General features: G+C 72.9%; 12 protein-coding genes. 4 read left to right on the forward strand and 8 right to left on the reverse strand.

The window, feature by feature from the left end:
• Nucleotides 1-223 precede the first annotated feature (223 nt).
• Together B351_RS0112170 and B351_RS0112175 are read left to right on the forward strand one after the other, a co-directional pair.
• Nucleotides 224-1,201 carry a uroporphyrinogen-III C-methyltransferase gene (locus B351_RS0112170; protein WP_019399312.1) on the forward strand — a complete coding sequence of 326 codons (978 nt, stop codon included), beginning with the start codon at nt 224-226 and terminating at the stop codon, nt 1,199-1,201.
• Nucleotides 1,198-2,454 carry a heme biosynthesis protein HemY gene (locus tag B351_RS0112175; RefSeq protein WP_026010667.1) on the forward strand — a complete coding sequence of 419 codons (1,257 nt, stop codon included), beginning with the start codon at nt 1,198-1,200 and terminating at the stop codon, nt 2,452-2,454. Before B351_RS0112170 ends, B351_RS0112175 begins: the two co-directional genes overlap by 4 nt.
• Nucleotides 2,455-2,536: 82 nt before the next feature.
• Here the strand turns inward: B351_RS0112175 and B351_RS0112180 are convergent, their stop codons facing one another.
• Complete coding sequence (locus tag B351_RS0112180) at nt 2,537-3,814, reverse strand: acetyl-CoA C-acetyltransferase (RefSeq protein WP_019399314.1); 1,278 nt, start codon at nt 3,812-3,814, stop codon at nt 2,537-2,539.
• Nucleotides 3,815-3,982: 168 nt separating this feature from the next.
• Between B351_RS0112180 and B351_RS0112185 the strand changes: the two genes are divergently transcribed.
• The gene (locus B351_RS0112185) at nt 3,983-4,870 is read left to right on the forward strand and encodes a hypothetical protein (protein ID WP_019399315.1); all 888 of its coding nucleotides are present in this window, start codon (nt 3,983-3,985) and stop codon (nt 4,868-4,870) included.
• A 189-nt stretch (nt 4,871-5,059) separates the two neighbouring features.
• Here the strand turns inward: B351_RS0112185 and B351_RS0112190 are convergent, their stop codons facing one another.
• The 7 genes from B351_RS0112190 to glnA all read right to left on the reverse strand — a co-directional run bounded on the left by B351_RS0112190 (nt 5,060) and on the right by glnA (nt 12,777).
• Nucleotides 5,060-5,647 (reverse strand): superoxide dismutase family protein, encoded by a 588-nt coding sequence (locus B351_RS0112190; RefSeq protein WP_026010668.1) that lies wholly within the window; start codon nt 5,645-5,647, stop codon nt 5,060-5,062.
• A gap of 120 nt (nt 5,648-5,767) precedes the next feature.
• The gene (ntrC, locus tag B351_RS0112195; RefSeq protein ID WP_019399317.1) at nt 5,768-7,198 is read right to left on the reverse strand and encodes a nitrogen regulation protein NR(I); all 1,431 of its coding nucleotides are present in this window, start codon (nt 7,196-7,198) and stop codon (nt 5,768-5,770) included.
• A complete protein-coding gene (locus B351_RS0112200; protein ID WP_019399318.1) occupies nt 7,195-8,247 on the reverse strand; it encodes a nitrogen regulation protein NR(II) in 1,053 nt (350 codons plus the stop codon). The genes ntrC and B351_RS0112200 overlap by 4 nt, the downstream gene beginning before the upstream one ends.
• Before the next feature lie 60 nt (nt 8,248-8,307).
• A complete protein-coding gene (locus tag B351_RS0112205) occupies nt 8,308-9,054 on the reverse strand; it encodes an N-acetylmuramoyl-L-alanine amidase (protein WP_019399319.1) in 747 nt (248 codons plus the stop codon).
• Between the two features lie 205 nt (nt 9,055-9,259).
• Nucleotides 9,260-10,717, reverse strand: a complete 1,458-nt coding sequence (locus B351_RS0112210; RefSeq protein WP_026010669.1) for an ammonium transporter — start codon at nt 10,715-10,717, stop codon at nt 9,260-9,262.
• An 18-nt stretch (nt 10,718-10,735) separates the two neighbouring features.
• A complete protein-coding gene (locus B351_RS0112215; RefSeq protein ID WP_019399321.1) occupies nt 10,736-11,074 on the reverse strand; it encodes a P-II family nitrogen regulator in 339 nt (112 codons plus the stop codon).
• A 293-nt stretch (nt 11,075-11,367) separates the two neighbouring features.
• The gene (glnA, locus tag B351_RS0112220; RefSeq protein WP_019399322.1) at nt 11,368-12,777 is read right to left on the reverse strand and encodes a type I glutamate--ammonia ligase; all 1,410 of its coding nucleotides are present in this window, start codon (nt 12,775-12,777) and stop codon (nt 11,368-11,370) included.
• Between the two features lie 228 nt (nt 12,778-13,005).
• Between glnA and B351_RS0112225 the strand changes: the two genes are divergently transcribed.
• A complete protein-coding gene (locus B351_RS0112225) occupies nt 13,006-13,797 on the forward strand; it encodes an undecaprenyl-diphosphate phosphatase (protein WP_019399323.1) in 792 nt (263 codons plus the stop codon).
• Nucleotides 13,798-13,806: the final 9 nt, after the last annotated feature.

Below are 13,806 nucleotides of genomic sequence, written 5' to 3' on the forward strand. Positions count from 1 at the left end.
GTGGCCGCCGCCAGCGAACGCCTGGCGGAACTGGCGCGCGCGCGCGGCTTCGCCCGCGTCGCCTCCGCCGCCAGCCCGCGCCCGGCGGCACTGGCGGCGCTGGCGCAACAGCTGGTTGCCGGGTGAGTCCTTGCGGGCGCGGCGGCGGCCAAGCGATGCTTGCCGCTGGCCGGATGGCCGCCTGGAGCGCGGCACCCCCCGCCCGGCCGAACAGGATGCAGCCGTGAACGAGACTCCCCCTTCCCGCCGGCCATCCACGCGCGCGCTCGCGTGGCTGCTGGTCCCGCTCGTACTGGTGCTGGCCGGCGCCTTCGCCTGGCATGCCTGGCGCCAGCAACAGGCGCGCCTGCACGACCGCAACGCCGACCAGGCGCGCCAGCTGGAAACCCTGATCGCGCGCATGGACAACCTGCGCAGCGACCTGGCCACCCAGTCGCGCCTGATCCGTGATGCGTCCAATGCCAACCGCGTGCTGCGCGACGAGGTACTGGGCCTGGGCCAGCGCAACGCGCTGCTGGAGGACAACGTCGCGCGGCTGGCCGCCAGCAGCCGCGACGGCAGCCGCAGCGCGCGCCTGGACGAGGCCGAGCTGCTGCTGGTGATGGGTGCACAGCGCCTGCGCATCGCCGGCGACGTGGAAGGCGCGCGCCGCGCCTACGCGCTGGCCGCCAGCCTGCTCGAGGGCCTGCACGACCCCGACCTGCTCAACCTGCGCCAGACCCTGGCCGAGGAGCGCGCCGCGCTGGACCGGCTCGGCCCCGGCCCGCGCGCGGCCATCGCCGCGCGCCTGGACGCGGTGGCCGCGCGCCTGGCCGACCTGCCGCTGGAAGCCCCGGCGGCCGACGAAGGCCGCCCGCAACCGTGGTGGCAGCGCGCGCTGGCGCCGCTGGTGCAGGTGCGCCCGGCCGGCAGCCACGAACTGCTGACCGGCAGCGAGCGCATCGCCGCCGAAACCACCCTGCAGCTGGAACTGACCCTGGCCCGCGCCGCGCTCGAGCGCGGCGACGCGCCGGCGTTCGGTTCGGCGCTGCAGCGCGCGCAGGCGGCGATCCGCCGGTTGTGGCCGGATTCACCCGCCCTGCGCGAGGTTCAGGGTCAACTGCAGGCCTTGCGCGGCCAGCCGCTGGAACTGCAGGAACCGGTGCTGGAAGCCACCCTGCTGCAGCTGCGGGCCGCGCGCGAAGCGAGGAGTGTGCAATGAAGCCGTATCGATGGCTGGTGGCGTTGCTGGTCGCGGCGGTGCTGGGCGTGCTGGCCGCGCAATGGATCGCGCAGCAGGACCCGGCCTCGCTGGGCCGGGTGATCGTGCGCACCGGCGGTTACGACTACAGCACCAGCCTGCCGGTGGCCATCGCCCTGGCGGCGCTGGCGCTGGTGGTGCTGGGCGCGGCCTGGCACCTGCTGCGGCTGCCGTTCCGCGCCTGGGGCCGCTACCGCAAGCGCCAGGGCCGCGGGCGCCTGATCGAGGGCATGCGCGCGGTCTACGGCGGTCGCTGGAGCCAGGGCGAACGCCTGCTCGGCAATGCCGCCGACGATGCCGAGGCCGGCACCCTGGCCCTGGCCGGCGCGGTGCGCGCGGCCGATGCACGCGGCGACGAGGCCGCGGCCGCGCAGTGGCTGGCGCAGCTGGCGCAGCGCGACCCGGTGCTGCACGCGGTGCTGCAGGGCGAGCGCATGCTGGCGCGCGGCCGTCCGGTGGACGCGATCAACGCGCTGGACGTGGCCGAGGCGCAGCCGCTGCCGCCGCGCGGCCTGCTGTTGCGCGCCCGCGCCCTGGCCGCGGTGCACCGCGCCGGCGAGGCCTACGGCCTGCTCGGCGCGCTGCGCCAGCAGGCAGTGCTGCCGGCCGACGAGCTGGCCACCCTGGAGCTCGACCTGGCGGCCGCCTCGCTGGAGGAGACCGACGACGCCAACCTGCTGGCCGAGCGCTGGGAAGCCATGCCCAAGACCCTGCGCACCGAGCCGGCGGTGGTCGGGGCCTATGCCCGCCGCGCCGCCGCGCTGGGCTGGCACGAGGCGGCCATGCGCCACCTGGAGCAGGCGCTGGACGCGCACTGGGACGAGGAGCTGGTGGACCTGTACGCGCGGCTGCCGGTCGGCCACGTGGATTCGCGCCGGGCCAGCGCCCAGCGCTGGCTGCAGCAGCACCCGGGCAGCCCGGCGCTGCTGGTGGCGCTGGCGCGCCTGGCAAGGCAGCAGGAGCAGTGGCCGCAGGCGCGCGACTTCCTGCAGCGGGCGCTGGAACAGGGCGCCGGCGCCGAGGCCTGGGAACTGCTGGGCGACGGCCTGGCCGAGGCCGGCGACCACGCCCTGGCCGCGCAGGCCTACGCCAACGCGCTGCTGGCAGGACGCGGCGAACCGGTGCAACCGCTGCCGGCGCGCCTGCTCCAGCCGCCGGCCGACGCCGCCCCGGAGGAACGCGACGCCAACGGCCTGCCGCGGCTGGTGGAGTGATCCGCCGCGGCGCGGATCCCGGCGACCCGGAAAAGGAAAGGCGGCCCCAGGGCCGCCTTTCTTCGTTGCGCCGGCGCCGGGATCAGCGCTCGACGATCGCCACCACGCCCATGCCGCCGGCGGTGCAGATCGAGACCAGGGCGCGGCCGCCGCCGCGCTCGGCCAGCTGCTTGGCCGCGGTGGCGATGATGCGCGCGCCGGTGGCGGCGAACGGATGGCCGGTGGCCAACGAGGAACCGACCGGGTTGATCTTCTCCGGGTCGATCCGGCCCAGCGGCGCGTCCAGGCCCAGGCGGGTGCGGCAGTAGTCCTCGCTCTCCCAGGCGCGCAGGGTGCACAGCACCTGCGCGGCGAAGGCCTCGTGGATCTCGTAGATGTCGAAGTCCTGCAGGGTCAGGTTGTTGCGGCGGAGCATCTCGGCCACCGCCACGGTCGGCGCCATCAGCAGGCCCTCGCCGTGGACGAAGTCCACCGCCGACACGTGCGCGTCGCGCAGGTAGGCCAGCGGCTCGTGGCCGTGGGCGCGGGCCCACTCCTCGGTGGACAGCAGCACCGCCGCGGCGCCGTCGGTCAGCGGGGTCGAGTTGGCGGCGGTCAGGGTGCCGCGGCCGGAGGTCTTGTCGAACGCCGGCTTGAGCGTGGCCAGCTTCTCCAGCGAGGTGTCCGGACGCAGGATGTTGTCGCGCTCCACGCCGCGGAACGGCGCGATCAGGTCGGAGAAGAAGCCGCGCTCGTAGGCGGCGGCCAGCTTCCTGTGCGAGGACACCGCCCACTCGTCCTGCGAGTCACGCGAGATGTTCCACTGCTTGGCCATGTCCTCGCAGTGGTCGCCCATGCTCTTGCCGGTGCGCGGCTCGGCCACGCCCGGGAACTCGGGCTTGAGTTCGGACAGGCGGAAACCCTTGAATGCGGCCAGCTTGTCCTTGAAGGTCTTGCCGCGGTTGGCGGCCAGCAGGCGCGCGCGCAGCTTCTTGCCGTAGACGATCGGCACGTCGGAGGTGGTGTCCGAGCCGCCGCCGATGCCCGAGTCGATCTGCCCGACCGCGATCTTGTTGGCGATGGTGATGATCGAATCCAGGCTGGTGCCGCAGGCGCGCTGCAGGGTGATGCCCGGGGTCAGCGGCGACAGGCCCGACGACAGCGCCGCCTCGCGGCCCAGGTTCCAGTCCGAGGAGTGCTTGATGACCGCGCCCATGGCCACCTCGCCCAGCTGCTGCCCGTGCAGGCCGAAGCGCTCGACCAGCGCCCCCAGGGTGCGCACCGACATGCCGAGGTTGCCCACGTCGGAGTAGGCGGTGTTCTGGCGGCAGAACGGGATGCGGACGCCGCCGAGGATGGCGACGGGGCGGGTGGATGGCATGGGATGACCTCGGGTGGATTCCATCGGGATTACGGTCTGCATACGCGACCGAATGCATAATGGCCGAAGTGTATCCCCCAGCCGTCAGGCGGCCAACGATGCAGACCCATTTCGCGATGAACGGCGGCCCGCGCCGCCAGTCCCACCCTTCCCGGCGGAGGACTGCGCGTGGCTGACACCGTGTTCCGTGGCGTGTTCGCGCTGGAGCTGGCCGGGGGGCAGGCGCCCGGCCGCGCCGCGCTGTCCCAGGAAGAGGCCGGCACCCTGGCGGTGGCCGTGGGCCGCGACCTGGCGCGGCTGGTGCCGGACGTCGCCTCGCTGGACCTGGTCCTGGCCGCCGCCCACTTCGACCCGGCCGAGGCCCTGCGCCCGGGCTGGTCGCTGCACCGCCGGCTGGAGGAGCTGCACATGCGTGCCCCGGGCCGCAACCAGGGCCCGCGCGTGGTCGCCTTCGGCACCGATGCGGACGGCGACGTCCCGCTGCCGCTGCAGGCCGACCCGGCCCTGACCGGCGGCGGCCTGCGCGTGCTACCCTTCATCCTCGCCGGCGAGCCGCAGACCCTGGCGGTGGTCGCCGGCGCGCTGGAGGAAAGCCTGCTGCCGCAGGGCATGGCCGGTGCCGACACCGCGCTGCTGGCGCAGGACGGCTTCCGCGCCCGGATCGAGCATGCGCGCTACCTCAGCGCCCACGACCTGGCGGCGATGATGGCCATGCAGTACGACAACCAGGGCCTGTCGGCGCTGTGGAACCTGATCGAGGCGGCGCTGCTGGCGCCGGGCTCGGAGGAATGGCTGGACGCCGGCCCCGAACCGCTGCTGCGGCTGGCCGACGGCGAGGCGCGCATGGCCCTGTTCGACCCGGCCGGCTGGTGCGCGCACTACCACGGCGGCACCCCGGGCGAAGGCGAGTGCGAGCGCCTGCAGCGGCTGTACGAGCTGTTCCTGGCGCGCCAGCGGCAGCTGGCCGCGGTGCTGGAGGCACACGGCATCCCGGTGCTGTACGTGCACGCCAACGGCCAGCAGGACGCGCGCGCCCTGCTTTCGCAAGCGGCCTGATCCGCAGGCTGCATCCCGCAGCCGTTGCGGCGTCTTCCCGCCCGCGTGCGGCGGATGCGTCCACGCCCCTGCACACCGGAGCGCGGCCCGGACCGTGGCCCCGGCCGCGCCGTCTTGCAGCGCGGGTTTTCGCGCGCAGCCCGGGACCCGGCCCCCTCCGTCCGCCGGAGGGGAGGGCCCTGGTGCCGCTCAGCGCACGACCTTGATCACCCCGCAGGCCACGCGCGCGCCGGCGTTGCCGGTGGGCTGGCTCTGGTAGTCGTCCGGGTCGGCATGCACGATCACCGCGCGCCCGGCGATGTCGTTGGCCGCGCCGCCGCCCAGGGTCACCCCTAGCAGGTGCGCATCGACCGTGGCCACGCCCTCGGCGTCGCTGCTGATGTTGTCCATGTCCCCGCCATGGTGGGCGCCGCTGCCGGCGCGGCCGTGCGGGGCACCGGCCGGGTTGAAGTGGCTGCCGGCGCTGGTGGCGTCGGCCGCGCTGCAATCGCCCTTTTCGTGCACGTGGAAACCGAACTGGCCGTTGGCCGGCAGCCCGCCGACCTGGCCGCGCACGTGCACGCCGCCGTCCATCGGCACCAGGACCAGGGTGCCGCTGACCCGGCTGCCGGAGGCCGAGGCCAGCGCCACGCGCGCTTCCTGCGCGGTGCTGGTGGCGACCGGCTCGGCCGGCGCCGGCGGGGCCGGGGCCACCGGCTCGGGGGGGCTGCAGCCGGCCAGCAGGGCCAGGGCCGCCAGGGCGGGCAATGCGATTCGCGGATGGGCGGGAGTCTTCATGCACGTGCACCGGTCAGTGGAACGGACCGCCATGGTGTCCGCTGGCGCGTTGCCGGGCAATCAAGGGCCGCGGCCCCCCATCCGCGACGGCGCGCCCGCACCGCAGCGGGGCCACGCCGCTCAGCGCTCGCGGCGGCGCCCTGGGCCCAGCTTGCGGGTGACGGTGTTGCGGCCCACGCCCAGCAGCGCCGCCGCTTCCACCCGGCGCCCGCCGGTGTGCTCCAGGGCGGCGTTGAGCAGGGCGCGGTCAAAGCGCTCGCGGGCCTCGGCGTGCAGGTCGCGGGCGCCGGCGCGCAGGCAGTCCAGCACCCACTGCCGCAGCTGCATGTCCCACTGCGCGGCACTGGCCGGCGCCGCCGGCGGCGCCGCCACCGGGGCCTGCAGCACCTGCAGGTCCTCCAGGGTGATGGTTTCGCCCGGGGCCAGCGCGGCCAGGCGCCAGCACAGGTTCTGCAGCTCGCGTACGTTGCCCGGCCAGTCCATCGCCTGCAGCGCGGCCAGCGCCGCCGGCTCGAAGCGCTTGGCACCGCCGCCGAGCTTGCGCGAGGCGCGGTGCAGGAAGGTGGTGGCCAGCAACGGGATGTCGCCGCGGCGTTCGCGCAGGGCCGGGATCTGCAGCCGCACCACGTTGAGCCGGTGCAGCAGGTCGGCGCGGAAGCGGCCCTGCTGCACCAGCGCCTCCAGGTCCTGGTGGGTGGCGGCGATCACCCGCACGTCCACCCGGATCAGCTCGCGGCCGCCCACGCGGAAGAACTCGCCCTCGGCCAGCACGCGCAGCAGGCGGGTCTGCAGCGAGGCCGGCATGTCGCCGATCTCGTCCAGGAACAGGGTGCCGCCGTTGGCCTGCTCGAAGCGGCCCACGTGCCGCTTCTGCGCGCCGGTGAAGGCGCCGGCCTCGTGCCCGAACAGTTCGCTCTCCAGCAGCTCGGCCGGGATCGCGGCGGTGTTGAGCGCCACGAACGGGCCATCGGCGCGCGGCGACTCGCGGTGCAGGGCGCTGGCGACCAGTTCCTTGCCGGTGCCGGTCTCGCCGGTGATCAGCACCGACAGCGGCGCCTGGGCCAGGCGGCCGATCGCGCGGAACAGCGCGCGCATGGCCGGGGTGTCGCCGATCAGCTCCTGGCTGGCGGCCTCCTCGGCGGCGGCGGCCGGCACCGGCGGCGGTGGCGGCGCGCCCTCGGCCGGCAGCGCGCGTGCGGCCAGCGCCACCGCGTCGTCCAGGTCGAACGGCTTGGACAGGAACTCGTGGGCGCCGCCGCGGAAGGCCGAGGCGGTGCTGGCCACGTCGGTGTAGGCGCTCATCACGATCACCGGCAGCTGCGGGTGCGCGGACTTGAGCCGGTCCAGCAGCTTGAGGCCGTCGTCGCCGGGCATGCGCACGTCGGTGAACAGCAGGTCCGGGGCGCCACGCACGCGCAGTGCCGCCAGCGCGCTGGCGGCGTTCTCGAAGCCGTCCACCTCGTAGCCGGCGTCGCGCAGCGCGGTCGCCAGCACGAAGCGCACCGAGCGGTCGTCGTCCACCACCCAGACGCGGCGGCTCTCGGAATTCATGCGGCGGTCTCTCCTTCAGGCTCGGTCTGCGGCAGCAGCAGGGTGAAAACGGTATGGCCGGGGCGGGAACGGAAGGTCAGGGTGCCGCGGTGCTCGCGCGCCACCTGGTGGGCCAGGGCCAGCCCCAGGCCGGTGCCCTCGGCGCGGCCGCTGACCAGCGGCAGGAACAGGTGCTCGGCCAGCTCCTCCGGCACCCCGCGGCCGTCGTCCACGATCTCCACCCGCAGCGCGCGTGCGTGCAGGTGGTCGCGGATGTTGAGGCCATGCTCGAAGCGGGTGCGCAGGATGATGGTCGAGGCTCCCGCCTGCAAAGCGTTGTTGACCAGGTTCCACACCGCCTGGGCGAGGCGGTCGGCGTCGCCGGGGAATTCCGGGATCGAGGGGTCGTAGTCGCGCTGCATGCGCACCGGGCGGCGGCCCTCGGCCTCGGCCTCGGCCAGGCGCAGCACGCGCTCGAGCACGGCATGGATGTTCAACGGCGCGTGCGGCCGCTGCGGCGCCGGCGACAGCAACTGGTCGACCAGGCTGCTCAGGCGCTCGATCTCCGAGCCGATCAGCTCGATCAGCTCGCGCTCGCCGGCATCGTCCTGGCGGCTGGCGGCACGCCGCGACAGCAGCTGGGCCGCGCCCTTGAGCCCGGCCAGCGGGTTGCGCAACTCGTGGGCCAGGCCCTTGAGCGCGGCCTGCAACGCCCCGGGCAGGGCCTGGGCCGCGTCCGGCAGGGTCAGGTCGTCGCAGGGATGGGCCTCCAGCAGCCAGCCGCCCTCGACCCGGGTGACCCAGCCATCGGCCAGACGCGGGGCCTCGCCGGGCAGGCCCAGGGCGATGCGGTGCAGGCGCAGGATCTCGCGCTCGTCCTGCTCCAGGAACCGGGCCAGGGCGTCGCCCTCCTGCTCCAGCGCCGCCAGCGGCTGCCCGACCAGGCGCCGCGGGCCGATCCCCAGCCAGCGCGGGAAGGCGGCATTGACCCCGGCGATCCGCGCCTGGGCATCGGCCCAGACCACGGGCGTGGCCAGGTGTTCGAGGGTGGGTGCGGCTACGGCGCTCATCGACATTGCACCAATCTAGTGCATGGCGCCGATGGCGGCGATGGCCGCCGCGGGTGGCGGTCAGCGCCAGCGCCGCGCCTGCAGGACCAGCGAATGCAGGATGCGGAGGTCCTCCGCGTCCAGGGTGTCGGCCTCGTCGCCGCGGTAGTGGCGGCGGTAGGCGCGCACCGCCGCGGCCGGGTCGTGCAGCGGCCAGCCGATGGCCTGCAGCGCCAGCCACGGATCGAAACCGGGAGGCGGTTCGCCATCGGCCGGATCCGGCCACAGGCCAAAGCCGGCCTCGGCCAGGCGCTGCCACGGGAACCGCGGGCCGGGATCGCGCTTGCGCGTGGGCGCCAGGTCGGCGTGGGCGATGACCGCGTGGCGCGGGATGCCCAGGCGCGTGGCCAGGTCCTCGAGCAGGCGCAGCAGGGCCTCGATCTGCGCGGGCGGGAACGGTGCGGCGCCATCATTGTCCAGCTCGATGCCGATGGACGCGGAGTTCAGCTCGGTGAGCGCGCCCCAGCTGCCACCGCCGGCATGCCAGGCACGGCGCCGGTCGTCGACCAGCTGGTGCACGCTGCCGTCGGCGCCGACCAGGTAGTGCGCGCTTACCGGCCCGCCGCTGTTGCGGGTGCGCAGCGTGTGCAGGCTCTCCGCCACCGAGCCCTGTTCGGTGGCGTGCAGCACGACCAGCGAGGGCCGCCGGGCGTCGTGGTTGGGCGAAGGCGTCCATTGCGCCAGCGGGCTGCGCTGCGGCGCGTGCGCGCAGGCGGCCAGCAGCAGGCAGAGGACGGCGGGAAGGAGCGTGCGCAGGTCCGGGCTCATGCCCCATTGCACCGCCCCGCGGCGGCGGCGGCAAGCACTGCCTCCGGCGCGCATGGGTGACGGGAAGGCGGAACACGGTTCACCTCGGCGCATTGCAGGCGCGGCCGCTCGGGCAGCGCGCGGGGATCGGGCGGGGGCGCCGGGCGGCGCCACCGCGGTTGTTGCAGGAAGCGCGCCGCGGCCTGTGCCCGCGGCGCGATGCCACTCAGACCTCGTAGGCGGACTCGCCGTGCGAGCTGATGTCCAGGCCGATGCGCTCGGCCTCCTCGTTGACGCGCAGGCCGAACACCAGCTTGGCCACCAGCAGGGCCAGCACGGTGACCACGGCGCACCAGACGATGGTGAAGCCGATGCTGACCACCTGGATCCAGACCTGGCTGCCGATCGAGAAGTCGGCGTCGCCGGTGCCGCCCAGCGAGGGCGCGGTGAACACGCCGGTCAGGACCGCGCCGACGATGCCGCCGACGCCGTGCACGCCGAACACGTCGGCGGTGTCGTCCACGTTCAGCAGCTTCTTCAGGCCGGTGACGCCCCACACGCAGATCGCGCCGGCGGCCAGGCCGATCACGATCGCGCCCAGCGGACCGACCGTGCCGCAGGCCGGGGTGATGCCGACCAGGCCGGCGACCGCGCCGGAGGCGGCGCCCAGCGCCGACGGCTTGCCCTTGCTGATGGCCTCGACCAGGGTCCAGCCGACCACCGCCGCCGAGGTGGCGAGGATGGTGTTGATGAAGGCCAGGGCGGCGGTGCCGTCGGCGGCGGCGGCCGAGCCGGCGTTGAAGCCGAACCAGCCGATCCACAGCAGGGCGGCGCCGATGAAGGTGAACGGCACGTTGTGCGGCTTCAGCGCGGTCTGGCCGAAGCCCAGGCGCTTGCCGACGAAGTAGGCGCCGACCAGGCCGGCCACGCCGGCGTTGATGTGCACCACGGTGCCGCCGGCGAAGTCGATCGCGCCCAGCTCGCCCAGGTAGCCGCCGCCCCACACGATGTGCGCCATCGGCAGGTAGCTGAAGGTGAACCACAGCACCGAGAACAGCAGCACCGCCTTGAACTTGATGCGCTCGGCGAAGGCGCCGACGATCAGCGCGGTGGTGATGGCGGCGAAGGTGGACTGGAAGGCCACGAACAGCAGCTCCGGGATGGTGCCGCTGAGGGTGTCGACGCCGATGCCCTTGAGGAACGACTTCTCGGTGAACGAGCCGAAGAAGGCGTTGCCCTCGGTGAACACCGCGCTGTAGCCGTAGAAGGCCCACAGCACGATCACGATCGAGGCCACCACCAGCACCTGGCTGAGCACCGACAGCACGTTCTTGCTGCGCACCAGGCCGCCGTAGAACAGGGCCAGGCCGGGCACGATCATCAGCAGCACCAGCAGGGTCGAGGTCAGCATCCAGGCGGTATCGCCCGAATCCAGGCTCGCCTCCTCCTCGGCCGGCGCCTCCTCGGCGGCGGCGGGCTCGGCGGCCGCTTCCCCGACCGCGGCAGCGGCGTCGGCCGTGGCATCGGCGGCGGCGGCGACCGCCGCGGCGGCTTCCTCGGCCGGCGGCGCGGCGGTTTCCTGCGCTTGGGCGGCGAAGGCGGTGGTCGCCAGCGCCGAAACCAGCATCATCAGGCACACGGAATAGAACCGGGTCTTCCACCCGGCCAGGAATCGCGTCTTCATGGTTCTCTCCGGGGTGGGTTAGAGCGCGTCCGCGCCGATCTCGCCGGTGCGGATGCGGATGACCTGCTCGACGGCGGTGACGAAGATCTTGCCGTCGCCGATCTTGGCGGTGCCCGCCGACTGCTGGATGGCTTCCAGCACGGCGTCGACGCGGTCGTCGGTCACGACCGTCTCGATCTTGATCTTGGGCAGGAAGTCGACGACGTACTCGGCGCCCCGGTACAGCTCGGTGTGCCCCTTCTGGCGACCGAAGCCCTTGACCTCGGTCACGGTGATGCCGGACACGCCAGCCTGGGCGAGGGCTTCGCGCACCTCGTCAAGCTTGAACGGCCGGATGATTGCGGTGATCAGTTTCATGTTCGCATCCCGATGGTGGAGGTTCCGGCCATTGCGGCCGGCGTTCGGAACTCCGGGAGCGGCCGGGCCGGGTGGCCCGGCCGTTCCCTTTCGACATGGCCGCTCCGTGACGGCGGCGGCGCACCGATTCGCAGGCTGCATCCGACTTCTTGGGGGAGGTCATGCAGGCCCGGGAATCCCCTTTGCTTGCTTCGCTTCTCTCTCTCCTTCCACTGCCGCCCGGCCCCCTGGCGGACGGCGGTATCGCGCACGGATGCGGAAGCGGCGCGGGGTCGCCCCCGCGCCGCAGCCGGTCAGTTGCCGTAGTACAGCTGGTATTCCAGCGGGTGCGTGGCCGCGCGGAACTTGGTGACTTCCTGCATCTTCAGCGCGATGTAGCCGTCGATGAAGTCGTCGCTCATGACGCCGCCGGCCTTGAGGAACTCGCGGTCCGCGTCCAGCGCCTCCAGCGCCTGGTCGAGGCTGGAGCAGACCTTCGGGATGTTCTTCTCTTCCTCCGGCGGCAGGTCGTACAGGTCCTTGTCGCTCGGCGCACCCGGGTCGATCTGGTTCTTGATGCCGTCCAGGCCGGCCATCATCAGCGCGGTGAAGGTCAGGTAGCCGGACTGCAGCGGGTCGGGGAAGCGGATCTCGATGCGGCGGGCCTTCGGGCTGGACACCCACGGGATGCGGCAGGAGGCCGAGCGGTTGCGCGCCGAGTAGGCCAGCATCACCGGCGCCTCGAAGCCCGGGACCAGGCGCTTGTAGCTGTTGGTGCCGGCGTTGGCGAAGGCGTTGATCGCGCGGGCGTGCTTGAAGATGCCGCCGATGTACCACAGCGCCAGCTGCGACAGGCCGCCGTAGCCGTCGCCGGAGAACAGGTTCTTGCCGTCCTTGGACAGCGACTGGTGCACGTGCATGCCGCTGCCGTTGTCGCCGACGATCGGCTTGGGCATGAAGGTGGCGGTCTTGCCGTTGCGGTGGGCGACGTTCTTGACGATGTACTTCAGGGTCAGCAGCTCGTCGGCCTTGCGCACCAGGGTGTTGAAGCGGGTGCCGATCTCGCACTGGCCGGCGGTGGCCACCTCGTGGTGGTGGACCTCGACCGGGATCCCGGCCTCCTCCAGCACCTTGCACATCTCCGCGCGCAGGTCGTGCAGCGAGTCGTGCGGGGCGACCGGGAAGTAGCCGCCCTTCACGCCCGGGCGGTAGCCGGTGTTGCCGGTCTCGTACTTGGTGCCGCTGTTCCAGGCCGCCTCCTCGGACTCGATCTCGAAGAAGGTGTGGCCCATGTCGTTGGCGAAGCGCACCGCGTCGAAGATGAAGAACTCCGGCTCCGGGCCGAAGAACGCGGCGTCGGCGATGCCCGAGGACTTCAGGTAGGCCTCGGCGCGCTTGGCCACGCCGCGCGGGCAGCGCGCGTAGGCCTGCATGGTCGCCGGGTCGAGCACGTCGCAGGTCAGGACCAGGGTCGGGTCGGCGGCGAACGGATCCAGCAGCGCGGTCTCCGGATCCGGCATCAGCAGCATGTCCGACTCGTTGATGCCCTTCCAGCCTGCGATCGAGGAGCCGTCGAACATCTTGCCGTCCTCGAACAGCGAGTCCTCGACGATGCTGGCCGGGAAGGTGACGTGCTGCTGCATGCCGCGCATGTCGACGAATCGCAGGTCGACGAACTCGACCTTGTTGTCCTTGATCAGCTTCTCAACGTTTTCCACGGACATCGCTGTGCAACCTCGGGTTGATGGGTACCCGTTCCGTAGCAGGGTCCGTGCCAACCATCACACTCGTCACAAGCCGTTGATTTGACTGAACTTCCGGTCCGGGAAGGGGAACGAGGCACCAAACAGGTGCATTATTTTGGTGCGAGCAATGCACCTTTTTGGGGATGTGCCAGTGCAGCATTTGCTCGCGTATGCTGGGGCCGCCCTCCCAACCGACGACGCCGCCACGTGTCCGAACTGCTCTCCGCCCTGCTGCTGGGCATCCTCGAAGGACTGACGGAATTCCTGCCCATCTCCAGCACCGGGCACCTGCTGATCGCCCAGCACTGGCTGGGCGCGCGTTCGGACTTCTTCAACATCGTGATCCAGGCCGGCGCGATCCTCGCCGTGACCCTGGTGTTCCGGCGCCGGCTGTGGGAGCTGGCGACCAGCCTCGGCGACCCGGCCACCCGCGACTACGTTGCCAAGCTGGCGGTCGCGTTCCTGGTTACCGCGCTGGTCGGCCTGCCGGTGCGCCTGGCCGGCTGGGAACTGCCGGAGACGGTGACTCCGATCGCCTGGGCGCTGGTGCTGGGCGGCATCTGGATGCTGGTGGCCGAGCACTATGCGGGAAAGCGCGGCGACGTGGCCACGATCAGCTGGAAGGTCGCGGTCCTGGTCGGCCTGGCCCAGGTCGTGGCCGGCGTGTTCCCGGGCACCTCGCGCTCGGCCGCGGCGATCTTCATGGCCATGCTGGCCGGCACCAGCCGGCGCGCCTCCGCCGCCGAGTTCGTGTTCCTGGTCGGCATCCCGACCATGTTCGCGGCCAGCGCCTACGCCTTCCTGGAACTGGCCATGGAAGGCGGGCTCGGCGGCGAGGACTGGGCCGGCGTGGCCCTGGCCTTCGCCGCCGCCGCCGCGACCGGTTTCGGCGTGGTGCGCTGGCTGATGGGCTACATCAAGGCGCACCGCTTCACCGGCTTCGCCGTGTACCGGATCCTGTTCGGCATCGCCCTGCTGGTGCTGATGCCGGCGCAGTAACCGCGCCGC

The sequence above is a fragment of the Pseudoxanthomonas sp. GW2 genome (assembly GCF_000283075.1).
Taxonomy (GTDB): domain Bacteria; phylum Pseudomonadota; class Gammaproteobacteria; order Xanthomonadales; family Xanthomonadaceae; genus Pseudoxanthomonas.